We start from the raw sequence: 24,420 nt of genomic DNA, 5'->3' as shown, positions 1-24,420 counted from the left end.
AGTTTAATGACTTACCTCTAGGATAAAGATGTACTCAATTTTAAAACACACGCATATGACTTTCATTTTACTGGCTATAGTTATCTTTATTTTAAGGTTCTTTTGGCTAAAATCAGGGCATGCAAATGCACAGAAAGCCGTTTACAAAAAAATTCATTTACATACTCATTTAACAATTATCGTTTTAGGACTAGCGTTAATGGGACTTTTGCACTTTAATCCTTTTGTTGAAAGTGGATATTGGTTATTAGAAAAGCTCATTGCTTTTGTCGCTTATTTTGCAATGGTGCAAGTCGCATTAAATGAAAAAACTAAAAAACATATTCAATGGTTAGCGTTTATTGGTGCTTTCGGTTGGTTGGCCTACATAGCGAAATTAGCATTCACTAAACAAGCCATTTTATTAGTGGGGTAAAAAGTGGAATTAGATGAACAAGATGCAATAGAACAGCCCATTCTTACTGCAAGTATTATTCATGAGGGTATTGACTATAGTGCATATTCGCTTTTGCAATTAGCGACTATGGTGGAATCTGAAATTACTGGTCAGTCTATTTTACAATTTCAAGATTCAATGCGTTTACAGATGATTGTGATCAAATCACAAATAAAGAATGAAACAACGAACTGTCTAAATAAGTTAAAATTATTGTTAAATACACTTTATCAAGAGCAAGGTTTTAGCGGAGATTGGAAAGCATTTTTCGAAGTTAAAAATGCCTTGGTTTCTAAAGTATTAGCACGTCGTAAGGGGGTTCCTATTAGTTTAGGGATTTTATTGATTGAAATGCTAAAAGAGACAGGTTTTTCTGCGCAGGGGATCTGCTTTCCAAGTGGGTTCATTGTAAAAGTTGAATTAGAACACGATGTTATTTATGTTGACCCCTTTAATGGTGAACTGGTCAGCTTTAAGCAACTAGAGCTAAAAGTACGTGGTCAGTTGGGTAATCATGCACGACTAACTGCTGAAATGCTCAATGCAGATACTAATGAAGTGATTATAAAACGTTATATTAGTGTTTTGAAAGCGGCTTATATTCAAGCGGAAAATATCGAGTTGGCCTTATTGTGTAGTGATATTTTATTACGCCTAGATCCCGAAGATGCTTTTGAAGTAAGAGATCGAGGCTTCTTATTTCAGCAACTAGAATGTTTTCAATTAGCGTGCAATGATTTCTCCTATTTTATAGAACAGTGCCCAGAAGACCCGATTGTTAATTTATTAAAACAACAAATTAAGCAAATGACAGATGAGCACAGTGCTCAGACAATTCATTAATCACGCACCGGTTTATCGAGAATACTTAGCTACCCAATAATGAATCTACTGCAAAAATTGGCATAGCAAGTTACAACTAACAAGAGAGAAAAAATGACTCAGAAAATTATTAAAGTAGGCAATATAGACGTTGCAAATGACCTTCCTTTTGTATTATTTGGTGGAATGAATGTTTTAGAGTCTCGTGATTTAGCGATGAAAATGGTTGAAACCTACGTGGAAGCAACTAGTAAGTTGAATATCCCTTATGTTTTTAAAGCCTCTTTTGATAAAGCAAATCGCTCATCGATCAATAGCTATCGTGGTCCTGGTTTAGAAGAAGGTTTACGTATTTTTGAAGAGATTAAATCTACGTTTAATGTGCCAATTATTACTGATGTGCACGAACCTTATCAAGCTAAGTCGGTAGCTGAAGTCGTTGATGTTATTCAATTACCTGCTTTTTTAAGTCGCCAAACTGACCTTGTGCAAGCAATGGCAGAAACAAATGCGGTGATTAATGTAAAAAAAGCACAGTTCTTAGCGCCACATGAAATGCAGCATATTATTACTAAATTTAAAGAAGCTGGTAACGACAAAATCATTCTTTGTGAACGTGGTAGTTGCTTTGGTTATAATAACCTAGTGGTAGATATGTTAGGTTTTAGCACCATGAAAGAAACCGGTTATCCGGTTATCTTTGATGTTACCCATTCTCTCCAAAAACCAGGTGCTCGCAGTGATAGTGCCGATGGCCGAAGAAGCCAAGTGGTACAATTAGGTTTAGCGGGTATGTCACAGGGGATTGCTGGTCTATTCCTTGAGTCTCATCCTGATCCAAGTAATGCTAAGTGTGATGGCCCTTGTGCACTACCACTAGATAAGCTAGTGCCATTTCTAACACAAATGAAACAAATGGATGATTTAGCAAAAAGTTTAGCACCAATAGTCACTGAATAAGAACACTTGTGTTATTAACTAAACAATCTCGTACTTTTATCGCCGTTGCAGCCTTCTTGGGTGCAACGGCGGTTATGTTTGGAGCGTATGCTAGCCATGGTTTAGCGCTATGGGCAACACCTGCTCAAGTGTCACAAGTACAACTTGCTGCGCAATATCAGTTATTCCATGCCATCATATTATTATTGATTGCGGTGTTAGGTAGTGTGTTTGCATTGCCGGCAGGTTCTAAACGTTTACTCACAATAAGTCAGTATTGCTTTATGCTAGGCACTTTATGCTTCAGTGGAAGCTTGTATTACTTGGTATTTTTAGGTTCAAAGCTGCTGGTGTTAATTACACCTGTCGGTGGTTTATTACTGATTTTTGGCTGGCTAGCCATTATTATTTCTATGATTTTTAAACAAAAATAAAGGTTTATTTATGAACAATAAACCAAGGGTTCTATGTTAGAGGTTCTATGTTAGGTATTTTATTATATTGTCGTCCAGGTTTTGAAAACGATTGTGCCAACGAAATTCAAGCTAAAGCTAGTGAACTTGAAGTCTTTGGCTATATTAAAACGCTGAAAAACAGTGGCTTTGTTTTATATCACTGCTATGACTCATCACAAGTTGAAGTATTAGCCGAGCAATTAAACTTTGCGCAATTAATTTTTGCACGTCAGATGATTGTGGCAGTTGCATTAGTAGATGAGTTGCCTGCTGAAGACCGTATTACGCCTATTTTAGCGATCACTCGCCAATTACCTATGGCCGGCGATGTTTATGTTGAATGCCCTGAAGGTGATGAAACAAAACCTCTGCTTACTTTTTGTCGTAAATTTACTGTGCCTTTTAGACAAGCATTAAAAAAACATAATAATCTGACCAATAAAGAAAACCTTAAAAAACGACGTACGCACGTTTGCTTTATGGATTATGAAACTGCCTATGTGGGCTACTCTTTACCCAATAATCGCAGCGAAGAACATATGGGGATCACTCGTTTAAGATTCCCCAATGAAGCTCCAAGTCGATCTACATTGAAGTTGGATGAAGCGTTTCAAACTTTCTTGACTAAAGAAGAACAAGCTTTACGTGCTCATTCTGGTTTACGCGCAGTCGACTTAGGTGCATGTCCCGGTGGTTGGACTTATCAATTAGTAAGACGTGGTATGTTCGTTAGCTGTGTTGATAATGGGGCGATGGCCGATAGCTTAATGGAAACTGGCCAGGTGACCCACTACATGGAAGATGGTTTTAAATTTGAACCAGAACGTAAAAACATTCACTGGTTAGTGTGCGACATGATTGAGAAGCCTAAACGTGTAGCAAAATTAATGGCGCAATGGTTGATTGATGGTTGGTGTAAAGAGGCGATTTTTAATCTCAAGCTACCCATGAAACAACGTTACCAAGAAGCTACTGACGATTTAAAAATCTTAACTGATATGATTGATCAAGCTGGTTTTAACTATGAATTACAAGCTAAGCATTTATACCATGATCGAGAAGAGATAACTGTGCATGTGCGCCTAACGGATAAAATTTACGGTCCATTATAATCATTTTCTTGCTTTAAATGAGTGACTAATTTGTGCATCAGCAATCTTAGTCACTTATACTCATTGAGCTAAAATGCTCATTGCGTTAACAAACATGTTGCCTATTATATAGCCGACTACATAGTGTACATTACATCTAGTACATAACATCTAGTACTTTACGTCGCCACTACATATCCTATTATAAATTCCATTATAGTGATTAAATTTATTGCAAATACATTGAATCTAAATATAAATGGATTGGGCTTTTCAACTTATACATATAAAAATCCACACCAGCTATCTTACTTAAATCCATTTCTCTCAATTCAACACCAGCTTGAATAGTAGTAAGCAAAATACTTTGTTCACTATAACCTGGGGCAATGGTTAAATGTTGATCGTAACGGTCACGGTAATTTGGGTGCCCTTTTTCATAGTGTTGATCAATGATAATTAAGGTTACAGGTAACGCGTTTGGGTTAGGATTATAAAAGCGCATAGTTATCTTGTTGTAATCCTGCCAATCACCGGGAAAATAACGTAGCGCCACTCCGCTATACTGCCGCGGCACAAAAGTGATTTGCATCATACTGCTTGAGCCTGTTTGTATCATTGGCTTTTTAATCATTAATGGTTGATCTGCTTTCCAGCGAGTCAGTTCGATCTCTTGGTCAAATGAGGCTAAAGCAGGAAAATCGATTTGTGCTTTTGCTTCATCATAAATCAATAAAGCAGAACGGTGCAGAACTAAACCTATTAACAGCAAGTAGGCGACTTTAAATAGCCAATGGATAGGGTGTTTACTAAATAAAATTAAGCTTAATAATACTCCCATGTAATTGAGAAATAGGTCTTGTACCTCCATTTCACGTGAAAAATACGGTTGTATTATTTCAATGCTCAATCCAAAAGCAAAACATAAGAGTGTCAGTGTGAAGCATTGTTTAAGCAGGGGAAGTGATCTGATTGACGGGTGGTATTGTAGTAGTAAGAAACTCCAAAAACAAAAAACACTAAGATGACCAATGGGCCATAATGCTTCAATTAATCGTTGAGAAAATAAGCTACCCACATCAATAAATAGTAATAAAAAAGCACAGATTGCCAAAGCAGCGAAAATTATTTTTTTAAACATCTTTTAACTCAAAGGGAATGAAGTGATAAAAGTTAGTGAACAGAAGGTCTTTGTTAAATTATAGAGTACTTACGTATTGTCTCTGTCTACTTTATATCGCAATGAAATACTGTTAATACGTAATGTTGCCAAATGATAATGTTACCAAATGATAATGTTACCAAATACTGCTACTACATATTAACTATTTGAATATGGAGCAGCATCTTTTTGCACAACATTGATTATCTAATGTTGTGCAAAAAGACACTTTTATTTTAGGAAAAATTAACCTGTAACAGCATTAATCTTATTGACTATAACCTTCTAAGAAATTGCCTATTTTTTTGATCGCGATAGCCATTTCATCAACGCGAGGTAGACAAACGATACGGAAATGATCGGGTTTATGCCAATTAAAGCCAGTACCTTGCACAATGAGTATTTTTTCTTCAACTAATAAATCCATAGCAAAGCGTTGGTCATCTTTAATATTAAAACGCTTTTGATCTAACTTAGGAAAAAGATATAACGCGCCATTGGGTTTAGTGCAGCTAATACCCGGAATATCATTTAATAATTTCCAAGCCGTTTGTGTTTGATCGTATAAGCGCCCACCCGGCACTGTTAACTCATTAATACTTTGGTAGCCGCCCAGTGAAGTCTGTATCGCGTGTTGCATCGGTACGTTGGCACATAAACGCATACTGGCTAAAATCTCTATGCCCGAAATATAATCACGCGCTTGTTTTTTAGCACCGCTGATCATCATCCAACCGACTCGAAACCCACACACGCGATAGGCTTTAGATAAACCATCAAAGGTCACAATCAAAATATCATCGGCTAAGGTTGCAAGCGGAATATGAACTGCATCGTCATAAACAATTTTTGAATAAATCTCATCGGAAAAAACAATTAAGTTGTGTTGACGTGCTAACTCAACTATTTGCTCTAATAGCTCTTTACTATAAACAGCACCGGTTGGATTGTTAGGATTAATTAGCACAATACCTTTAGTGCGAGAGGTGATTTTTGATTTAATATCGTCAATATCTGGAAACCAGTCAGACTCTTCATCACAAATATAATGAACAGCTTTACCGCCTGATAGATTAGCCGCCGCAGTCCATAATGGATAATCTGGAGCAGGCACTAATATTTCATCACCATTATTAAGCAAACTCTGCATCGCCATTACGATTAACTCACTGACACCATTACCAATATAGATATCGTTGGTATCTAAAGATAATAAACCTTTTGCTTGGTAGTGTTGCATTACCGCTTTACGTGCAGAAAAGAGACCTTTACTATCACAATAACCTTGGCTATTTGGTAAGTTTTTGATCACGTCCATTAATACTTCTTCTGGGGCTTCAAAACCAAATTGGGCGGGATTACCTATGTTCAATTTAAGAATGCGTTGGCCTTCATCTTCTAATTTCATCGCTTGCTTTAATACTGGTCCACGAATGTCATAACAGACGTTATCTAGTTTGTTTGAACGAACAATTGAATACATTTAAACCCCTTAAACCCTAATTTCCATAATGCTTTTGATAGTGAGTTAAAGTACCTTATCTCATTGCGTTAGTGAAGATGAAATGAAAAATATGTAGGGCTAAATACAACTAATAGTGAATTTAATTCAATTAATAACAAAAAAGCTTTAATATAATTAATTCTTAAAATAGAATTTCTGCCTGTTTGCTTTTAGTAGGACAAAATATGATTGAATTTAAACACTTAAAAACATTATCAGTATTAAGTAAAGCAGGGAGCTTAGTAGAAGCAGCAAAACAATTGCATTTAACTCAGTCAGCGCTATCACATCAACTAAAAGAATTAGAGCAACGCCTTGATTGTTCATTATTTATTCGTAAGTCTCGGCCGATCCGTTTTACTATTTCTGGACTCCGTATATTGGAACTTGCAGACCAAGTATTGCCTCAAATTCGTCAAGCAGAACGGGATCTGTCGCGTTTTGCTTCTGGTGATGCAGGACGTTTGCACATGGCAATAGAATGTCATTCCTGCTTTCAATGGTTGATGCCTGCCATTGATAAATTCAGGGACAGTTGGCCAGAGGTAGAATTAGACTTTTCCAGTGGTTTTAGCTTTTTACCATTACCGGCATTAAAACGAGGTAATTTAGACTTGGTGGTAACTTCAGATCCACAACAAATTCCCGGGATCACTTATATTCCATTATTTAGTTATCAATGTATGTTGGCGTTAAGTCGCCACCATCGCTTAGCAAACAAGACCTACATCGATGCTGAAGACCTGAGCGAAGAAACATTGATTACTTATCCTGTTGAAAAAGAACGATTAGATATTTTTAATGGCTTCTTGATGCTTGAAGGCGTGTCTCCAGCTAATATTCGTCATGCAGATATGACGTTGATGATGTTACAACTAGTAGCGAGTGGCAGAGGCGTTGCTGGTTTACCTGACTGGGCACTATTTGAGTATTTACAAAAAGATTATGTGGTTGCTCGCCGTTTAGGAAAAGAGGGCGTCTGGAAAACCTTATATGCAGCAGTACGAGAAGAACAACAATCCTTGGCATTTATTGAGGATTTTATCTCAACGGCTATCGATAGTTGTTTTGAAAACTTAAAAGGCATAAAAATGCCTTGCTCAAGTTTCCAGGGGAACAATTAAGGTTTTAGTGTTAAAAGCCTAGATTTAAGCTAGTAAAGCTTATGTTTAAGTTAAAGGTCAAGGGTATGATAGGGGGAGATTTGTTAGCCTGTTTAACCTGTAATTAACTGAATGAAAAATAGACACTTAACGTTTTATATTCAGTTTAATTGATCTAAAAGGCATTTATTTCAGTTGTTCAATTGCACGCTATAGTAGAAAAAGACACAATAATAATACTGCTATTTAACTAATTAAAAGAGTAACCAAATATGAGTTGTTGTGATGTAAAAGGCTTAATGCCGCTCTCTGATGCACTACAAAAGATGCAATCGTCTCTCTCTAACGTTTGTGAACAAATCGTTTTACCTTTGCCTAAGGCGCTAGGTTTTACGCTAAGTGAAAATATAATTTCAGAAAAAAATGTCCCTTCATTTAATAATTCAGCAATGGATGGATATGCACTTCATGCTAGCGATTTAAAAAACTGTGATGCGGGTAATCCTGTGCATTTAACGCAAATAGGTAAATCCTTTGCGGGCGCACCTTTTGACGGAAATATTCCTAAAGGCAGTTGTATTAGAATAATGACCGGCGCCGTTGTGCCTGACGATTTAGATTGTGTGGTAATGCAAGAGCGTACTGTGGCAGAAGGTACGAAAATCACCTTTAACCACGCACCTAAACAATACAACAATGTGCGTTTTGCTGGTGAAGATTTAAGTATTGGGCAAGCGGTATTGCAACAGGGGCATAAATTAACACCCCGTGACATTCCATTACTTGCTTCATTAGGTATTCCAAACGTCGCAGTATACCGTCAATTAAAAGTAGCGGTTTTATCCTCGGGTGACGAATTAACAAGTTTAGGTGAACCTTTACAACAAGGGCAGATATACGACACTAATCGTTATAGCATCATGGCTTTATTATCACGTTTAAATGTTGAAATAATTGATTTTGGTATTATCAAAGATGATTATGAAACTATTAAGCAGGCAATGGTTAGTGCAGATCAACAAGCTGATGTTGTGATCACTAGCGGTGGTGTGTCTGTTGGTGAAGCTGATTTCATTAAAGAAGTACTCAATGAAATTGGTGAAATTGGCTTTTGGAAACTGGCTATTAAGCCTGGAAAACCATTTGCCTTTGGTAAGTTGAAAAACAGTGTCTTTTTTGGGTTGCCAGGAAATCCTGTTTCCGCTATCGTGACTCTATACCAATTAGCAGTGCCAGCAATGGCAAAAATGAGTGGTGAAGTTGTTAAACCCGCTATTCGCTTCAATGCAATCTGTACCGATGCATTGTCTAAAGCACCAGGAAGAACTGATTTTCAACGCGGGAACTATTCTGTCAATGAACAAGGCCAATTAGTTGTCAATACAACCGGTAATCAAGGCTCTGGTGTGTTTAGCTCAATGAGTCAGTCAAATTGCTTTATTGTGCTTGAGCAAGACCGTGGCAATATCAGCGTAGGTGAAACAGTGGTGATTGAACCGTATAGTCCCCTAATGGATTAATACGTTTAAATGCCATAAATATAACGAAAAAAGACCAATTCCATTAATCATGTGGAGCAAGTAACACAGGGAAAAGTAAGCGAGTTTTAAGGTTATATTTTATAGCTTTTGATGGGGGACTGCTGTTAACCCATTACAAGAGGAACAATCATAAAAAATTAATTTTTTACTGATTATGCCATTTATAAAAATGTTAGTAGCTTGCTTGTTTATTTATTCCTATGAAAGTTGATGATTTTAATCAACATCGTTGCTTGTTTATTGATGGTATTAGTCAAAAAGCACCATGTAAAAGGTGCAATGCAAAAAAGATACTTATATCCGTAAGGTAAAAATGTAACGGGTATAATTAATAAAAATATATTAAATACTAACTATAAGCACAACGATGTGCCTCAGGAAAAATTATGATCAAAACAGATGACGTGAATATAACTGCAATTAAAGAACTATTACCCCCTATTGCACTTTTAGAGAAATTTCCAGCTACATCTGCAATCAGCCATACGGTTTCTGATTCACGTAAAGCAATTAGCAAAATTTTAAGTAACCAAGATGACCGTTTATTAGTGATCATCGGACCATGTTCAATTCACGATACAGAAGCAGCACTTGATTACGCAGCAAAATTAATGCCTTTACGTGAAAAATATAAAGATTCTTTAGAAGTAGTCATGCGTGTTTATTTTGAAAAACCACGTACGACTGTTGGATGGAAAGGTTTGATCAATGATCCTGAAATAAATGGTACTTTTAATATTAATAAAGGCTTACGTAAAAGTCGTAAACTTTTATTAGATATTAATGCAATGGGCCTACCTGCTGCGACTGAATTTTTAGATATGATCACACCGCAATATGTTGCTGATTTAATGACATGGGGTGCAATCGGAGCACGTACTACAGAGTCACAGGTTCACCGTGAATTAGCTTCTGGTTTATCTTGCCCAGTTGGTTTTAAAAATGGTACTGACGGTACTATTAAAGTAGCCGTTGATGCAATTGGTGCAGCTAATGCTTCTCACCACTTCTTATCTGTTAATAAATTTGGTCATAGTGCGATTGTTGAAACAGCAGGTAACCCTGACTGTCACATTATTTTACGTGGTGGTAAAGCGCCTAACTATAGCGCAGAAGACGTTGCAGCTATCAAAAAAGATCTTAAAAAATCAGGATTAACTGAAACATTAATGATCGACTTCAGTCATGCAAACTCAGAGAAAAAATTCGAAAATCAAATGAAAGTTTGTACTGATGTTTGTGGTCAAATTGCAGCGGGTGACCGTGCAATTTCAGGTGTTATGGTTGAAAGCCATTTAGTCGAAGGTCGTCAAGATCTATGTGAAAGTGTTACACCTACTTATGGTCAAAGTATTACTGATGCATGTATTGGTTGGGATGCAACTGAAACATTATTAGCACAATTATCTGAGGCTGTTATTGCTCGTCGTGGTTAATGACGTATTAACGGTTATTAAAAGCACTGTTTAGACAGTGCTTTTTTTTGTCTTTAAAACTTAAGCCCAAGCAATTATGTACTTGGTTTTAGATAATCGACCGAGTCGTTTGTGACCTTTACCCTTAATTGACGAGACTATTTGCAAGTGAGTGAAATGACTGTACCACATAAACCGATCATGATTTTAGGGTGTACCAGTGATGCTGGAAAATCGCTGATTGTCACGGCTATTTGCCGATTATTAGCGAATAGAGGTGTCAGTGTTGCACCTTTTAAAGCACAAAATATGAGCAACAATGCTGCCATTACTGAAGATGGATTAGAAATAGGGCGAGCGCAATATCTGCAAGCATTGGCTGCAAAAGCGAAACCTTCAGTATTAATGAATCCTATTCTATTAAAACCAAGTGCCGATACATTTAGCCAGGTAATTGTGAATGGCAAGGTCGATACTGAAATCTCCAATATGCCGTGGATGGCAAGAAAAAAACTATTATGGCCAAAAGTAATACAGTCACTTGAGTTGTTACAAGCACAATACCAACAAGTTGTTATTGAAGGTGCTGGAAGCCCCGCAGAAATAAACTTACGCGAAGGCGATATCGTTAATATGAGTGTTGCATTAGCTTGCCAAGCGGATGTCTATCTTGTCTCTGATATTGACCGAGGCGGATCTTTTGCTCATTTATTAGGTACCTGGGCATGTTTAGCTGAAGAAGAACAAAAACTGATCAAAGGATTTGTACTGAATAAGTTTCGAGGAGACCCCGAGTTGTTAGGTAACGCAATGGACTGGTTAGAAGAAAAAACCGGTATTCCTACCGTTGCAAACTTGCCTTATCACCGCCATCAATTGCCAGAAGAAGATAGTTTTAGGTTAGGCACAACTTGGCAACAGGGCGCAATTAATGTTGCACTGATATATTATCCCTACGCATCCAATATGGATGAATTCGATGCTTTAATTTATCAAGATGATATTAACTTAGTCCCAGTGCAGTTAAATCAAGATTTATCTGTTTTTGATGCTGTGATTTTACCCGGTAGTAAAAACAGTGGTAAAAGCCTGCATTTTTTACAACAAACAGGGTTAGACAAGACTATTAAGACATTTGCTGAAAGTGGTAAACTAGTACTTGGAATTTGTGGTGGTTTGCAAATATTAGGGCATGAAATCAAAGACCCTTTACAATTAGAGGATGGTGATAAAAGTGCACTTGGCTTAATTGGACTAACAACCACTCTCGCGCCAAATAAAGCAACGCAGCAGAGAAATATAGATTGGTTGGGGCAAAGTATAGAAGCATATGAAATTCATCATGGTGAAAGTCAGCTATTAAATGATGCAGTCACTCCCTTTATCAGTGATAATATTGGCTGGCAACAGGGTAATATTTATAGCTCTTATTTACATGGATTATTTGATAATGCCGCCTTTTATAATTGGTTTATGCAGCAGCTGGGTGCTGCACAAAATGGCATTAGTTGGAAAACACATGTTGATAAAGAATTGGATAAACTAGCATTAATGTTTGAACAGCATGGGTGGTTGTAGTCTTGTATTATCATCGTTATTTAAAAATCATTTCACCATTAATTTTAACATCGGCCTTAACTTCGACCTTAACGACGCCTGTTTATGGTGAGTCCTTAGGTGTTGCAGTGCGTTCAGTAGAGCAAGCTTTGGCGATTGCTACGTTGATGTCCGACAGCGAGGCACTGACTTTTGGATTTGCTAATGTAGATTTAGAAGTCGAAGACCCAGGCTTTGGCAACGAAAAAAGCACCAACCTTAAAAATAGCTTGGATGTGTTTGTGATCCCTTATACCTGGGATTTAGAGCCTAAAAGTAAAGCTTGGGACCATGCGATAACAGTACGTGCTTTTTACATCGCTTCTAAACGAGATAGCCAGTTATTTAGTGATGTCAGTGATAAATTAAAGCAAAATACCTATGGTATTTACGGTAATTATTCTCAGTTTTACCATATTACTAATCAATGGTATGTCACTTCCGCCTTAGGCGCACACCTCAGTTATTATAAAAACTCTTACTCTTACGGCGATGGTTTTCCAGAAGAAATAAAAGCAGAATTGGATAATATCGCGTTTAATGTTACTACCTTGGCTTTAATTGCTGAGCCGGAAGTAGGCATTGGGTATGAAAGAGATGAGCAATGGGGAAAATGGCGAGCACATAATCAAATCAATTATATTTATGGTCATGGTTTGTCTGGTTCGATTGATAAACCAAGTAGCATCAATCCTGAAGGATGGCGAATTACCAACGGTGTTGAGTTTACGGTTAACGTCCCAGAATTATGGGGTGTTAATGACTTTATCACCGTCGACTTTAAGCGAATTGATTTGATGGGTGACTTAGAGGCAATGGCAGATAACGGTTACTATTATGAAACAACAGTCGGTTGGGTCATCGATACTCAAGATAAAATTCCATTTTTGGATAATATAGGTATTGGACTTTCAGTCAATTATGGCAGTTCAATCAGTGGTGCGACCTTGGTGCTATATTGGAATGAAGAATAGCGATGTCGGTTCGTATTATTGCTTTGCTTACAATAATGATTGTAAACAAAGCAACATGACCAGTAAACCTATCTAAGAAGGAATTCTCCTAGGTTAAGGTTTAAGGAATAAAAGTTAACGGGTAAAGTTTAAGGATTAAGTCGAGTAATAACCCATTTACCCTCTTCATTTTTATATACAAAACGATCATGTAAACGGTCTGCTTTACCTTGCCAAAACTCTATTGATTCTGGAATAACTCGGTAACCTCCCCAAAACTCAGGTAACGGCACGGGTTCACCCTTAAACTTTTCTTCGTAATATTTAACGGTATCAACTAATGTTTGGCGTTCATTAAGTTCCTGGCTTTGTTTTGAAGCCCATGCCCCTATTTGACTACCACGACCGCGAGAATGAAAGTAGTCTTCAGACTCTTGATGACTAACACGTTCAATTCGACCTTCTATTCGCACTTGGCGTTGTAACATATTCCAATGAAATAACAGCGCAGCAAAGGGATTTTGTTCTAATTCGCCAGCTTTTCTACTGCCGTAGTTAGTAAAAAACACAAAACCCTGCTGATCTACCTCTTTTAATAGCACCATTCGAGATGAAGGGCGGCCTTCGTTAGTACAAGTTGAAACAGACATTGACTCAGGCAATACAATACCCGTTGTTTCTGCTTCTTTTAACCACGCCTTAAAAAAAGCAATAGGGTCGTCAGTCGTGGCTAATGCCTTGTTCTCGATTAAAACACCTTGCCCCAAGGTGAATGCACAACGAAGTTTAGTGAGTAATGACATAGCGTATCTTAATTAGTTAGATTGAAAGAGATCTGAAGTGTATAATTTGTATTTAACCTTGTCGAACTTAATGTCTTTATCTTGATAGCTAAGTTTGAACATTTTATCCTTTTACCCTTTTATTAATGAATCTCATCAATGATAGGAAAATACAGGCGTTTATGAACACACTTGCGCTTTATTTTTATAGAACATTATTGAGGTCACATACAATTGAACGAGAATTTTTAGTGTATGCCTAAGTTATTGAATGAAGCCTTTTCAAGCGAAGATATCATTAATATCTTTAATCAAACTTTTTACACTTCTCACCAGACTAAATTAGTAGTAGGTGGAAATGAGCCACTGTACCAACCCGCTAATGAACAGTGTGGTTACCATCAAATCATTTTTGCCCATGGTTATTTTTCTAGTGCTCTTCATGAGATAGCACATTGGTTAGTTGCTGGCGACAAACGTCGGTTACACCTTGATTATGGTTACTGGTATGAACCCGATGGCCGTGATCAACAACGCCAAGCTGAATTTGAAAAAGTTGAAATAATGCCTCAAGCGATCGAATGGGCATTATCAGTGAGTTGTGGGCTTGAGTTCGATGTCAGTAGTGATAACCTAAGTGGTATTGTTATCAACCGTTTAGCTTTTAAACAAAAAGTATATCAGCAAGTTTTAAGTTTATTAAGCAATGGGTTTTCAGCACGTACTAAGACCTTACTATCAGCATGTCAGCAACACTATAAAACACCGGATTTAAGTGTTGAAGATTTTGAATACCAAGGTATGTATCAATTAGTGAGTTAATAAAGCTTATTCAAAAACCATGTACATAGTTAATTAAATAAGATTTATTGAAATTACATATTAGGTGGTTTTTAGAGGTGCATAATGAAGAAAATATTAATAGTCTGTTTAGGTAATATCTGTCGCTCTCCAACAGCTGAAGCAGTGCTTCGGGCGAAAGCTAAATTGCGTGGTATTGATATTGAAGTCGATTCGGCGGGCACCATTGATTATCATCAAGGTAAAGGCCCAGATAGTAGGGCCAAAGCGGCAGGGGAGAAGCGTGGATACAGCTTTCGAGGGATCACTTCTCGTCCTGTTAAAGCTGAAGACTTTGTTCACTTTGATTATATTTTAGCTGCAGATGAACAAAACAAATGCGATTTATTAGCGCGTTGTCCATTACAATTTAAAACTAAAGTGGATCTATTCTTGAGCATGGCCGAAGTTGATGAAATTGAAATACCCGACCCCTATTATGGTGGCGAGCAAGGGTTCGAATTAGTGTTAGATTTGTTAGAAACCGCCAGTGACCAATTATTAGACAAAATAAGTTAATCATTTTATGAGCAATAAAACCTACCATCATGCAGTACAAATTTATTATGAAGACACCGACCACTCTGGCGTGGTGTATCACCCAAACTTTTTAAAGTATTTTGAGCGTGCTCGTGAACACGTGATTGATAGTCAAGTGCTTAATAGGCTATGGAATGAACAAGGGATCGGCTTTGCTGTTTACAAAGCTAATATGATTTTTCAAGATGGGGTAGAGTTTGCTGAAATCTGTGATATTCGCACTCACTTTGAGATTGAAGGTAAATATAAAACGGTATGGCGTCAGGAAGTTTGGCGACCTAATGCAATTAGACCAGCTGTGATTGGTGATATTGAAATGGTCTGCTTGGATAAAAGTAAACAACTTCAACCATTACCCTTAGCGATTATTAATTTATTAAACAAAGTGTGATCAAGGTTTTTAATGCTGATTCAATGCGTAAACTTTTTCGTTGATCTCACTTTATGGGTAAAAAATTATATCAATGTTATCTTTCTCCCAAACACCATGGATTAAACTTGCGAAATTATAGTTTATAGGTAATTTTGTGATTTTATAAAGGAGACAAATATGTATTTTGCACAAAATGATCAACGATCATTTCATAGAATGGAACTTAACTTACCTATTAAGATCACCAAAGATGAGATTGAACATGAAGGGCTTTGTATCGATTTAAGTAGTACCGGAATGCGTATTTCTTTTTCTGCTGAGTTGCTAAAAACCGATGATATGGTGCATATTCAATTGAACACTGGTGACGAACGTTTCCCTCCACTTGATGCAGAAGCTAAATTAATTCGTGTGACTGAACTTGGACCTAGTAATTATACTGCCGCAGTGGAATTTATATCATTAACGTAATAACGATACATTAGCGTATTGCATTCTTATTACGTTTATTAATGAGTTTAATCATAGCTGCTGATTCATAGCTACTTGCCCATAGGTAATAGTTAAATGCCAAGTAATGAAGTAGCATCGCGATAAATAATAGTTTGATTAAGTTTACTCGCACGACAGATTGACATGGTTTGTTGTTTAAAAAAAGTGTGATAAAACTGCCATGGCGCATCTTTGCTCAATGGATAATGTGAATTGAAATGTATTGCAATGTTATCCTTTAAATTCAATTGTTGAGTTTTTTTAGCCACTGATTTTGATGGATCACTTTGGTTACCTGTGGTGGTGCTGGTAAAGCTAAAATAAAATGTATCTAAACCCAAACTAATCCCTACACCCGTTGCTTTAACGAAAGCTTCTTTCAATGTCCAACATCTAAAAAATTGTTGCTGTTGTTCCACTCCTGTTAATTCACTTAACTGTTTAAGTTCTTGTGTTGCAAAATAACGTTTGGTTATCGTTGCTATATTAACTTTACGCATCGGATCTTCAATATCACAACCAACTTCATCCCCAGCACATACAGCCATAATAATGAGTTGATTATTATGGCTTAGATTAAAACGTATATCATTGTTGTTATTAACTAGGGCAGGTTTACCCTGTGAATTACGGACAAATTGTAATGCGGCGGGCGAACAGTTTGTATAGTGGGATAAGACTAAGCGGCATAATGAGCGTGTAATTAAGGCAGTATGTTGAGCTTCTTTATGCTTATATTTTAATAATTTTTCAGATTCTTCTGTTGTTAACAGACTAGTTAAAAATGTGATTGATTGTTGACACAACTTGGTAGGGTCAATAGACCATAAATCAATATGATCAGTTTTTAAGGCATGTAAATTTGAAATAAATGTATCCACTGAGTAGACCTTGTTAGGTAAGGGCAACATTATAAAGTTTATTAAATCTTAGATTAGCATAAATAACTTCAGCCACCATTTTGAAATAAATAGTTAACATATTCATATTTAATGATTAGGGAGCAACAACACATTGAGCACTGAAAGCACTCAATTTGCTTCGCTAGAAATGAAAAAAGATAGCTAAGCTATCTTTTTTCTAGTCACACCAACAAACTATTATTTATTTAGTTGGTTCAGGACGCTTGAATGAATTAATTTTTTTATTCACTTCACGGCGTTCTTTAGATAATTCAGCACCTGTGATGATGTGGTCATCAACACGATCTTCGTAATCAGACTGCATATTCTTGATGATATTCACAATATCTTCGTGCGTCATGCTAGGAGTGATGTATTCAGCTAAGTTTGTTAATAGATCAACACGTTTACGGTTATCACGGATTTTCTTTTCGTTATCAATGATTTCGCGTTTTAATTTATTTTTACGGCGTGTATTTTTTACTAATTCTAGAACGTTACTCATTTATGACACCTTTTGATTTATATACTTAATGACAGTTACATAATAACAAATAGAGCTATTCGTTAAAATCAATTAAGAAATTAATGATTTATATTAATAACTTAATTATACCCAGCATAAACATTTACGAAACAGATTTTTTGATTTAAATGTCGAAAATTGCAAATTATTAGAAGTAACAATAATTTATTGTCGTTAATGACTCCGTCATAAAAATGTCATCCTGAGCTGTTTATATAAAAGTTCACTTATCTGAGGAGCAAACTATGACAGACGTTGCACGTAAATACTACCTACTCGATACGAACGTTTTATTACATGAACCTTTAGCTATTTATTCCTTTGAAGAACACAATGTTGTTGTTCCGATGACGGTTTTAGAAGAGTTAGACCGTATTAAAGATCGACAAAAAGATGTCAGTCGTGATGCCCGTGTTGCGATTCGTTGCTTAGAAAAACTATTTCAAGATGCAAGTTCAGAGCAAATTACGCAAGGTGTACCAATTGACCACAAAGGAATGTTATTAGGCGGAGTCATTTCTATTTTTGCTGACCACCATGCTTCATTTATGCAGGAAGCTTTCAGTGAAGATGAGCCGGATAATCGCATTATTAATGCCGCATTATATCTGCAACAAAGTAAAGCGCCTGCCAAAGTCGTGCTAGTGACCAAAGACATCAACATGCGCCTCAAAGCAAAAGGGGCGGGACTTAAATGTGTCGAAGATTATAGAACCGATCAATTAATTGAAGATGTCCATTTGTTGAGCAAAGGCTATCAGCAAGTGGAAGGTACTTTTTGGGACAATATAAAAAAATGTGAAACATTCAATCGAGGTGAAGATACCTACCATCAATTAACCTCTGATAAAATAAATGATCCCTATCCGAACCAATATATTGTCGATGAGAAGTATCAATTTGTTGGTAAAGTGACGGATCATCTTAAACATAATATTGAGTTATTAGATATTGGTTATGACCGTTTAATGGGACAGCAAGCCTGGGGAGTTAATCCAAAAAATATTTATCAAGGCATGGCGCTTAATGCTCTGCTAGATCCAACCGTGGACTTAGTCATTTTAACTGGACCAGCGGGGTGTGGGAAGACACTTTTGGCTGTCGCTGCAGCGTTAGAACTCGTTATCGAAAAGAAGCAATATGACAAAATAATTGTTACACGTAATACACCCGATGTGGCTGAAAATATCGGTTTTTTACCTGGGACCGAAGAAGAAAAAATGATGCCATGGTTAGCCTCTGTTACCGATACCTTGGAAGTATTACATAAAAATGATAATTGCAGTACAAGCTCAGTTAACTACATAATGGATAAAGCGAATATACAATTTAAGTCGGTGAATTTTATGCGTGGTCGAAGCATTCAAAACAGTTTTGTTTTACTCGATGAATGCCAAAACCTAACCGCCTCGCAACTTAAAACTATTATCACTCGCTGTGGAGAGGGCACTAAAATTGTATGCTCAGGTAATTTAGCACAAATCGACAGCAATTATTTAACCCCAGTCACTTCAGGTTTAACCTATATCGTTGAGCGTTTTAAACAATTCGAAGGCAGTGCAAATATCTACCTTAATGGCGTGATCCGTAGCCGTTTAGCTGAGTTTGCAGAGGAGCATTTGTAAAAATATACAACGTTCTTCATTCTGCTAGTTATGTAAACTATGTAATTCCGTATTTTGGTACGGAATTATTCTGTTTATTCACATGATTAAGGTTTTAGTTTGATATTTAACACATTCTCTGGTGCGCTAGTTGTGGACACACCAATTTAGTGGAAGTGGCGTTCGTTACAGACATCTATCAGTTTACCTTCAATCAGCCTCTTTCAACGAACCTGTCTACACCCCTATTTTAAAGTAACAACATGCCTAACAATGGCATAAGAATAAACGCGAGTAAGGTTTGCATTGTAATAATGGAAGCCATTGATTCGATATCTCCTCCTAATTGGCGAGCTAATATATAAGAAGAGGGAGCGGTGGGCGTTATAAACGCAATAAGTAAAACGGCTGCGGCAACGCCATTTAGGCCGGTATAGGTTATCAGTGCGACTGCTATTAATGGCTTTAACCCGAACTGTATCAGTGATGAGCACACAATCGCTTTGAAGTGACCATGAATAGATTCTAGTTTTAAAGCTGCTCCAACGGCTAATAGCCCAAAAGGTAAAGCAGCTCGTCCTACTATCTCTAGGATATCTCCAGCAATACTCGGAACACCGATACCACTTAAACTTAAAAACCAACCAATAGTGCAACCGATAATCAGTGGATTAAACATAATTGATTTTATAAATTGTAACGTGCCTGTGATCGATGTTTTTCCCCAAATAACAAAAATCGATATACACCAAAGGTTAATCAATACGATCATAAATCCTGCTGCAACTGAGCTCATTGCCACACCCGTTGCCCCATACAAGCTTTGCGCAACAGCAAAGGCGATGTAGGTATTGAAGCGAATACCACCTTGGAACACTGATGTAAAGTTTGCGTTGTCTTCTGTTAGTTTAGGACGCAACAGTATTAATAAAATGGCAGAAACCGTTAAGGTACCAAATATAACTAATAGCATTGAAGCCCAAGGCATACCTGTAATAGATTGCTGGCCAAGTGTTCTAATTAGGAGCGCTGGAAACAGGATAAAATAGGTGAGTTTTTCTATACCTGGCCAAGTATCTTCAGGTAAGAATTTAGTGCGTTTTAAAATAAATCCAAGAATAATAAGCGCTATTATGGGAATTAGTGTGTAAATAAAAGTTATCATTGTTTACTCATTATTTATTGATTTATAGATTATTACTTGATTACAAGAAATAAAAAAAGCTGCTTGTATAGTCGTTCTACTGTCGGGATGTGGCAATTTCACGATGTCTCGCATGCTTTATTACGCTTATTACCACGTTATTTATTTTTTTACGTTTTATTCAGTTTATATTTTTGAGTTTACATTTTTTATTTGAATAAATGTTAATTTTTAAGTTATTTTAGCAACAAATTATGCCTCTTTTTTTAACAAAAATATTGAGGCTTACTATCAATGCATGAACATTAGAGCTGTTCGTTAAATAATTACAATATTGTTCTGCAATTAATTGTTATTAAGGCGTATTCCACCATTTATAATGGAACTTTTAAACCTTTCCTATCTTTTAAGCTGATGTATGATTATTCATTAAAATTTTTAGAGGAATGTAATATGGCAGATCAGTTACAGCAAAATAAAAGTAATGCTCAAGCGTTTTATGACATGATGTTTAATCAATGTAAACCACGTGAAGCGATTGAATTGTATGCTGGTGATGAATATATCCAGCATAACCCGCATGTTGGAAATGGTAAGGAAGCATTCATTGAATACTTTGAACGCATGGCTAAAGAATATCCGGAAAAGCATACCTATTTTAAACGTGTGATCGCCGAAAATGACTTAGTAGTACTTCATTGTCACCAACTGTGGCCTGGCTCTCAAGATTATGCTGGAATCGATATTTTTAGATTTGACCATAATGGCAAAATAGTAGAACACTGGGATGTATTACAAGTAGTGACGTCTGATTCAAAAAACACTAACGGCTTGTTCTAAGTTCCTGCCATCATCGCTTCTTGAATACCAAAACTATTAATAATTTCTTGAATTTTTGTGTTTGAAAGAGTTTGCTGTGTTAGCGGATCCGCTGTTTGTAAGGCAATATATAATTATAAACAGCTGTTTAAGCATAGTGAAGGAAAAGCAATGAACACATTACATATTGGTGAGTGCGTACTTGATACTGAGCAGATTAAACGGGGCGTGAGTAACGTTGCGTTGCAATTGAATCAAAAATTTAATAATGAAAGCGTGGTTATTATTACCGTAATACCTGGGGGTATAATATTTACAGCTGATTTAGTTCGTGAATTAAAGTTTGATATTAGTATGGATTATATTTCCTGTTTACATACACCGGGAGATAGAAATAATAGCTCAGAGATTATATTTCATCATAATATTAATTTAAAAAATCAACATGTTGTATTGATTGATGATGCCATTGAGTCCGGCGGCACCATGAAACGAATTTGCCAATTTCTAACAGATAATTTTGAACTTAGCTCTTTATCGATTGCTACACTTTTTGTTAAACCGGGGCGAGTTTTGATTCCAGTTGAACAATACTACGCTGTCGAAATGGATAATGATGATTTGCTGGTGGGTTATGGTTTACCTTGGCAGAATAAGTTTCGTAACATTCCCTATATTTCAAAGTTAATTAAATAATTTGATCGCTAAAAAATTCAAGGCGAGTTTAATATAAGCTTAATTCCAAAGGCTTTCTTGTTAATAACTTTCTTGCTAATAAAAGGTGGAGATATGTTTGATAAGATTAAAGCCCAAACAAATATAAGCTATGTTTACATAAATACAGAGTTGGCAGGTAAACCAACTCTGTTATACGAAGTCTTAATACCAAATAGTGCGAAGTCTTAATCCTAAATTGCAACTGCTAGTTTGTTTTTAGTATTTAATTGCATGTAACTTAATGCCCACATTATAAAGCCACCAAAAAATAAGACAGCAGCAACATAACCAGTTTGGTTGGGTTGTGCACCCTGTGCAATGGCCATTCCACCTACCCAAGGTCCGATAGCATTCGCCACATTAAATGCACATTGAACTAGTGCGCCAATCATGGCATGCCCATCGGGTGATACGTCCATTAATAATGTTTGAATCAAAGTAGCTAAACCAATACTGCAACCAATTAAGAAAATAACGGCGTATAACTGCCAAATATTATGACTAGCGTTGACGTAGGCGATAGCAAATATAATCGCGCAAATTAAGCTTAAACCAGTGGCTTTGATAGCAGAAACATCTGCCGCTTTACCCAAGAAATAATTGCCTAAAGTACAACCGATACCGAACATAACCATTGCAATCGAAATAGTGTAAGCAGGTGTTTGAGTAACATCTAGGATCGTGTCAGCAATGTAGGTATAAATACAAAATACGCCACCAAAACCAATGATCACAATACCTAGAATCGACCATACTAATTTATCTTTTAATACACTGAATTCATTGATCAAGTTAGACGGTTTACTGTTGTCGATGTTAGGTACTACTTTATAGACAAATAATAACGCAATCAGTGATAAAACGGATGCACCACCTAGGCAGTAACGCCAGCTTAGGTTTTGTCCAACTAACGTGACTAATGGTACGCCAACAATGGTTGCAATGGTTAATCCCATAAATATTTTAGACATAAAAGAGGCGCGTTTTCCCTTTGGGGCAATATCTGCAGCCAACAGAATTGCGGCCCCAAAATATGCACCGTGCGGCAAGCCACTTAGAAAACGAAAAAATATTAATTGATTTAACGAATTTGACAGGGCACTTAATCCGTTGGCAATAAACATTAATGTTAAGAAAATAAGTAATGCTTTACGTTTACGCATGTTAGCAGTGGTTAACATTAAGATAGGAGCGCCTACTACAACGCCCATTGCATAAGCACTAATAGCGTAACCAGATTGTGTCGGGGTAACATTAAAGGTTTCACTGATTAAAGGCAGCATTGGCATCATAGAGAATTCGGTTAACCCTAAAATAAAGGTCCCCAACGCCAATACGAACATAATTGCAGTTCTATTTAGTGGTTGTGTTGTGTTAGAAAAAGTCATGAATATCCTTGCAGGGATGCTTACTTATGACACTCATCTATTAACAGGAGCACTGATCGTGAACTCAATTGATAGAATGTTAAAAGTAATGATGTAATAAAGCGCGTATGTTAAATCTTAATGTGATCTTAGTCACTCATAAACTGTGTTTTATTACATAATTTTTTATCTAGAGGGGCAGGCTTTGTTTGTTACTTATTTTTCTATATTTCGATATGTCAGTATTTCTTGATTCTTGATTCTAGGTTCTAGGTTCTAGGTTCTAGGTTTTATTTTTTATAGCGAGGGTTAAGCTGTTCATAATGTTTTGTTTTATCTGTTTCAGGAATGACACCATATAATGCACTTTAATTATCAAAATATTTTATAAACTGATTCAATTTTATCGTTATTATAAAACATTACTTAAAGGATTAAACTTTATTTCAAGTTGTGAAACGCTTAAAAGCAGTGTTTAGAGTAACTCCATTGCACTTAATCGTTGAACTCAATATCTAATAAGTAAGGAAAAAATATGTTTAAGAATTTTGGTTGGATAGTAGAAGCAAAGTTAAATGCAGGGCAGTTAGAACAATTCAAAGCGGTAATGAACTCTCAAGTCAATAGAGCGCTCACAGAAAAAGGTACCTTAAATTATCAGTATTATATGTCTGATGATGGTGACATTATGGTATATGAAAGGTTTGCTGATGCTGATTCTTCACACGAACATATTGAAAACTGGGATGCTCATGCAGAGCGATGGTTGGCTGCTGCTCCTGCTACACGTATGGTGCATTTAGGTGATTTACCCGATGACGTTAGAGAGCGTCATGCAGTTCTTTCGCCTCTATGGTTAAAACCCTTCGGCGGTTTTGCTCGTGAACAAGCTGAAAGCAGTCTTATTGAAAAAGATGGCAATACTAGTTTTGAGAACTTTGGTTGGATTGTAGAAGCAAAATTAAACGAAGGGCAATTAGAGGCTTTTAAAGCAGTAATGAACTCGCAAGTTGACAGGGCTAAAGCAGAAGAGGGTACATTGAATTACCAGTATTACATGTCCGATGATGGTGACATTTTAGTTTATGAGCGTTTCAAAGATCTGGAAGCCGCTTATATTCACATTGAAAACTGGAATGACCACGCTGAACGTTGGATTGCAGCTGCGACACCAACCAGAATGGTACATTTAGGTGATTTGCCACAGGCACTTCGAGATAAACATGCGGCACTTTCTCCATTACTATTAAAACCACTCGGCGGCTTTGCTAAGTAGAAGATTTAAGCTCGTGTAATC

Annotated in this window: 25 protein-coding genes; 18 read left to right on the top strand and 7 right to left on the bottom strand. The window is 36.6% G+C overall.

The features are described from left to right. Positions 1-28: 28 nt before the first annotated feature. The 5 genes from MT391_RS04985 (at position 29) to rlmM (ending at position 3,764) form a co-directional block, all read left to right on the top strand. Positions 29-415, top strand: a complete 387-nt coding sequence (locus tag MT391_RS04985) for a SirB2 family protein (RefSeq protein ID WP_166369135.1) — start codon at positions 29-31, stop codon at positions 413-415. Between the two features lie 3 nt (positions 416-418). Next, a complete protein-coding gene (locus MT391_RS04980; RefSeq protein WP_346774317.1) occupies positions 419-1,279 on the top strand; it encodes a SirB1 family protein in 861 nt (286 codons plus the stop codon). A gap of 93 nt (positions 1,280-1,372) precedes the next feature. Continuing rightward, positions 1,373-2,218 (top strand): 3-deoxy-8-phosphooctulonate synthase, encoded by an 846-nt coding sequence (gene kdsA, locus MT391_RS04975; protein WP_166369137.1) that lies wholly within the window; start codon positions 1,373-1,375, stop codon positions 2,216-2,218. Positions 2,219-2,226: 8 nt separating this feature from the next. Next, on the top strand, positions 2,227-2,631 hold the full coding sequence (locus tag MT391_RS04970; RefSeq protein ID WP_299663196.1) for a DUF423 domain-containing protein: 405 nt from the start codon (positions 2,227-2,229) through the stop codon (positions 2,629-2,631). 47 nt (positions 2,632-2,678) lie between these two features. Continuing rightward, positions 2,679-3,764, top strand: a complete 1,086-nt coding sequence (gene rlmM / locus MT391_RS04965) for a 23S rRNA (cytidine(2498)-2'-O)-methyltransferase RlmM (RefSeq protein WP_499497096.1) — start codon at positions 2,679-2,681, stop codon at positions 3,762-3,764. 208 nt (positions 3,765-3,972) lie between these two features. Here rlmM and MT391_RS04960 read toward each other — a convergent pair whose 3' ends face one another. Together MT391_RS04960 and MT391_RS04955 are read right to left on the bottom strand one after the other, a co-directional pair. Further along, positions 3,973-4,884 (bottom strand): VanZ family protein, encoded by a 912-nt coding sequence (locus MT391_RS04960; RefSeq protein ID WP_499497095.1) that lies wholly within the window; start codon positions 4,882-4,884, stop codon positions 3,973-3,975. 289 nt (positions 4,885-5,173) lie between these two features. Further along, positions 5,174-6,388: a pyridoxal phosphate-dependent aminotransferase gene (locus MT391_RS04955; RefSeq protein WP_299663202.1), complete on the bottom strand. Its 1,215-nt coding sequence runs from the start codon at positions 6,386-6,388 to the stop codon at positions 5,174-5,176. Positions 6,389-6,594: 206 nt separating this feature from the next. Between MT391_RS04955 and MT391_RS04950 the strand changes: the two genes are divergently transcribed. The 5 genes from MT391_RS04950 (at position 6,595) to MT391_RS04930 (ending at position 13,038) form a co-directional block, all read left to right on the top strand. Next, on the top strand, positions 6,595-7,533 hold the full coding sequence (locus tag MT391_RS04950) for a LysR family transcriptional regulator (RefSeq protein ID WP_499497094.1): 939 nt from the start codon (positions 6,595-6,597) through the stop codon (positions 7,531-7,533). 251 nt (positions 7,534-7,784) lie between these two features. Beyond that, positions 7,785-9,032, top strand: a complete 1,248-nt coding sequence (gene moeA, locus MT391_RS04945) for a molybdopterin molybdotransferase MoeA (RefSeq protein WP_166369146.1) — start codon at positions 7,785-7,787, stop codon at positions 9,030-9,032. A 407-nt stretch (positions 9,033-9,439) separates the two neighbouring features. After that, positions 9,440-10,489 (top strand): 3-deoxy-7-phosphoheptulonate synthase AroG, encoded by a 1,050-nt coding sequence (aroG, locus tag MT391_RS04940; protein WP_499497093.1) that lies wholly within the window; start codon positions 9,440-9,442, stop codon positions 10,487-10,489. A gap of 156 nt (positions 10,490-10,645) precedes the next feature. Further along, entirely contained in the window at positions 10,646-12,046 is a 1,401-nt protein-coding gene (locus MT391_RS04935; RefSeq protein ID WP_499497092.1) for a cobyric acid synthase, read from the top strand. 2 nt (positions 12,047-12,048) lie between these two features. Further along, the gene (locus MT391_RS04930) at positions 12,049-13,038 is read left to right on the top strand and encodes a Solitary outer membrane autotransporter beta-barrel domain (RefSeq protein WP_499497091.1); all 990 of its coding nucleotides are present in this window, start codon (positions 12,049-12,051) and stop codon (positions 13,036-13,038) included. A 128-nt stretch (positions 13,039-13,166) separates the two neighbouring features. Here MT391_RS04930 and pdxH read toward each other — a convergent pair whose 3' ends face one another. Continuing rightward, positions 13,167-13,820, bottom strand: coding sequence for a pyridoxamine 5'-phosphate oxidase (pdxH, locus tag MT391_RS04925; protein WP_499497090.1), 654 nt, complete (start codon positions 13,818-13,820; stop codon positions 13,167-13,169). Between the two features lie 234 nt (positions 13,821-14,054). Between pdxH and MT391_RS04920 the strand changes: the two genes are divergently transcribed. The 4 genes from MT391_RS04920 (at position 14,055) to MT391_RS04905 (ending at position 16,023) form a co-directional block, all read left to right on the top strand. Next, complete coding sequence (locus MT391_RS04920) at positions 14,055-14,621, top strand: elongation factor P hydroxylase (RefSeq protein WP_499497089.1); 567 nt, start codon at positions 14,055-14,057, stop codon at positions 14,619-14,621. A gap of 84 nt (positions 14,622-14,705) precedes the next feature. Beyond that, the gene (locus MT391_RS04915) at positions 14,706-15,158 is read left to right on the top strand and encodes a low molecular weight protein-tyrosine-phosphatase (RefSeq protein ID WP_166369158.1); all 453 of its coding nucleotides are present in this window, start codon (positions 14,706-14,708) and stop codon (positions 15,156-15,158) included. Between the two features lie 7 nt (positions 15,159-15,165). Continuing rightward, complete coding sequence (locus tag MT391_RS04910; RefSeq protein ID WP_499440172.1) at positions 15,166-15,570, top strand: acyl-CoA thioesterase; 405 nt, start codon at positions 15,166-15,168, stop codon at positions 15,568-15,570. Between the two features lie 159 nt (positions 15,571-15,729). Then, positions 15,730-16,023: a PilZ domain-containing protein gene (locus tag MT391_RS04905; protein ID WP_166369162.1), complete on the top strand. Its 294-nt coding sequence runs from the start codon at positions 15,730-15,732 to the stop codon at positions 16,021-16,023. A gap of 92 nt (positions 16,024-16,115) precedes the next feature. Here the strand turns inward: MT391_RS04905 and MT391_RS04900 are convergent, their stop codons facing one another. Together MT391_RS04900 and MT391_RS04895 are read right to left on the bottom strand one after the other, a co-directional pair. Next, positions 16,116-16,925, bottom strand: a complete 810-nt coding sequence (locus MT391_RS04900; protein ID WP_499497088.1) for a 4'-phosphopantetheinyl transferase family protein — start codon at positions 16,923-16,925, stop codon at positions 16,116-16,118. Between the two features lie 223 nt (positions 16,926-17,148). Then, on the bottom strand, positions 17,149-17,451 hold the full coding sequence (locus MT391_RS04895; RefSeq protein ID WP_166369166.1) for a DUF496 family protein: 303 nt from the start codon (positions 17,449-17,451) through the stop codon (positions 17,149-17,151). A gap of 266 nt (positions 17,452-17,717) precedes the next feature. Here MT391_RS04895 and MT391_RS04890 point away from each other — a divergent pair, with 266 nt between their 5' ends. Then, on the top strand, positions 17,718-19,097 hold the full coding sequence (locus tag MT391_RS04890) for a PhoH family protein (RefSeq protein ID WP_499497087.1): 1,380 nt from the start codon (positions 17,718-17,720) through the stop codon (positions 19,095-19,097). A gap of 229 nt (positions 19,098-19,326) precedes the next feature. Here MT391_RS04890 and MT391_RS04885 read toward each other — a convergent pair whose 3' ends face one another. Beyond that, positions 19,327-20,241 carry an AEC family transporter gene (locus MT391_RS04885; protein ID WP_499440175.1) on the bottom strand — a complete coding sequence of 305 codons (915 nt, stop codon included), beginning with the start codon at positions 20,239-20,241 and terminating at the stop codon, positions 19,327-19,329. A 432-nt stretch (positions 20,242-20,673) separates the two neighbouring features. On the opposite strand from MT391_RS04885, the gene MT391_RS04880 reads away from it, so the two are divergent. Both MT391_RS04880 and MT391_RS04875 read left to right on the top strand, forming a co-directional pair. After that, positions 20,674-21,060 (top strand): nuclear transport factor 2 family protein, encoded by a 387-nt coding sequence (locus tag MT391_RS04880; protein ID WP_166369172.1) that lies wholly within the window; start codon positions 20,674-20,676, stop codon positions 21,058-21,060. Between the two features lie 150 nt (positions 21,061-21,210). Beyond that, positions 21,211-21,735: a phosphoribosyltransferase gene (locus tag MT391_RS04875; protein ID WP_166369174.1), complete on the top strand. Its 525-nt coding sequence runs from the start codon at positions 21,211-21,213 to the stop codon at positions 21,733-21,735. A gap of 212 nt (positions 21,736-21,947) precedes the next feature. Here MT391_RS04875 and MT391_RS04870 read toward each other — a convergent pair whose 3' ends face one another. Further along, complete coding sequence (locus MT391_RS04870) at positions 21,948-23,144, bottom strand: MFS transporter (RefSeq protein WP_499497086.1); 1,197 nt, start codon at positions 23,142-23,144, stop codon at positions 21,948-21,950. A 514-nt stretch (positions 23,145-23,658) separates the two neighbouring features. Between MT391_RS04870 and MT391_RS04865 the strand changes: the two genes are divergently transcribed. Next, positions 23,659-24,399 (top strand): putative quinol monooxygenase, encoded by a 741-nt coding sequence (locus MT391_RS04865; protein WP_166369178.1) that lies wholly within the window; start codon positions 23,659-23,661, stop codon positions 24,397-24,399. The last annotated feature ends 21 nt before the right edge of the window (positions 24,400-24,420 follow it).

The organism is Vibrio sp. 1-Bac 57, from assembly GCF_037546855.1.
GTDB lineage: Bacteria > Pseudomonadota > Gammaproteobacteria > Enterobacterales > Psychromonadaceae > Psychromonas.
The sequence above is the reverse complement of the archived record's forward strand: the minus strand, read 5'-3'. Positions and strand labels throughout refer to the sequence as shown.

Bases quoted from the DNA above. Each gene is read 5' to 3' on its own strand.
- MT391_RS04985 (WP_166369135.1), top strand. From the start codon at position 29: ATGTACTCAATTTTAAAACACACGCATATGACTTTCATTTTACTGGCT.
- MT391_RS04910 (WP_499440172.1), top strand. From the start codon at position 15,166: ATGAGCAATAAAACCTACCATCATGCAGTACAAATTTATTATGAAGAC.
- MT391_RS04875 (WP_166369174.1), top strand. From the start codon at position 21,211: ATGAACACATTACATATTGGTGAGTGCGTACTTGATACTGAGCAGATT.
- kdsA (WP_166369137.1), top strand. From the start codon at position 1,373: ATGACTCAGAAAATTATTAAAGTAGGCAATATAGACGTTGCAAATGAC.
- pdxH (WP_499497090.1), bottom strand. From the start codon at position 13,820: ATGTCATTACTCACTAAACTTCGTTGTGCATTCACCTTGGGGCAAGGT.
- MT391_RS04950 (WP_499497094.1), top strand. From the start codon at position 6,595: ATGATTGAATTTAAACACTTAAAAACATTATCAGTATTAAGTAAAGCA.
- MT391_RS04870 (WP_499497086.1), bottom strand. From the start codon at position 23,144: ATGACTTTTTCTAACACAACACAACCACTAAATAGAACTGCAATTATG.
- MT391_RS04905 (WP_166369162.1), top strand. From the start codon at position 15,730: ATGTATTTTGCACAAAATGATCAACGATCATTTCATAGAATGGAACTT.
- MT391_RS04920 (WP_499497089.1), top strand. From the start codon at position 14,055: ATGCCTAAGTTATTGAATGAAGCCTTTTCAAGCGAAGATATCATTAAT.
- MT391_RS04895 (WP_166369166.1), bottom strand. From the start codon at position 17,451: ATGAGTAACGTTCTAGAATTAGTAAAAAATACACGCCGTAAAAATAAA.
- MT391_RS04890 (WP_499497087.1), top strand. From the start codon at position 17,718: ATGACAGACGTTGCACGTAAATACTACCTACTCGATACGAACGTTTTA.
- MT391_RS04955 (WP_299663202.1), bottom strand. From the start codon at position 6,388: ATGTATTCAATTGTTCGTTCAAACAAACTAGATAACGTCTGTTATGAC.
- MT391_RS04935 (WP_499497092.1), top strand. From the start codon at position 10,646: ATGACTGTACCACATAAACCGATCATGATTTTAGGGTGTACCAGTGAT.
- MT391_RS04915 (WP_166369158.1), top strand. From the start codon at position 14,706: ATGAAGAAAATATTAATAGTCTGTTTAGGTAATATCTGTCGCTCTCCA.
- moeA (WP_166369146.1), top strand. From the start codon at position 7,785: ATGAGTTGTTGTGATGTAAAAGGCTTAATGCCGCTCTCTGATGCACTA.
- MT391_RS04880 (WP_166369172.1), top strand. From the start codon at position 20,674: ATGGCAGATCAGTTACAGCAAAATAAAAGTAATGCTCAAGCGTTTTAT.
- MT391_RS04960 (WP_499497095.1), bottom strand. From the start codon at position 4,884: ATGTTTAAAAAAATAATTTTCGCTGCTTTGGCAATCTGTGCTTTTTTA.
- rlmM (WP_499497096.1), top strand. From the start codon at position 2,679: ATGTTAGGTATTTTATTATATTGTCGTCCAGGTTTTGAAAACGATTGT.
- aroG (WP_499497093.1), top strand. From the start codon at position 9,440: ATGATCAAAACAGATGACGTGAATATAACTGCAATTAAAGAACTATTA.
- MT391_RS04885 (WP_499440175.1), bottom strand. From the start codon at position 20,241: ATGATAACTTTTATTTACACACTAATTCCCATAATAGCGCTTATTATT.
- MT391_RS04865 (WP_166369178.1), top strand. From the start codon at position 23,659: ATGTTTAAGAATTTTGGTTGGATAGTAGAAGCAAAGTTAAATGCAGGG.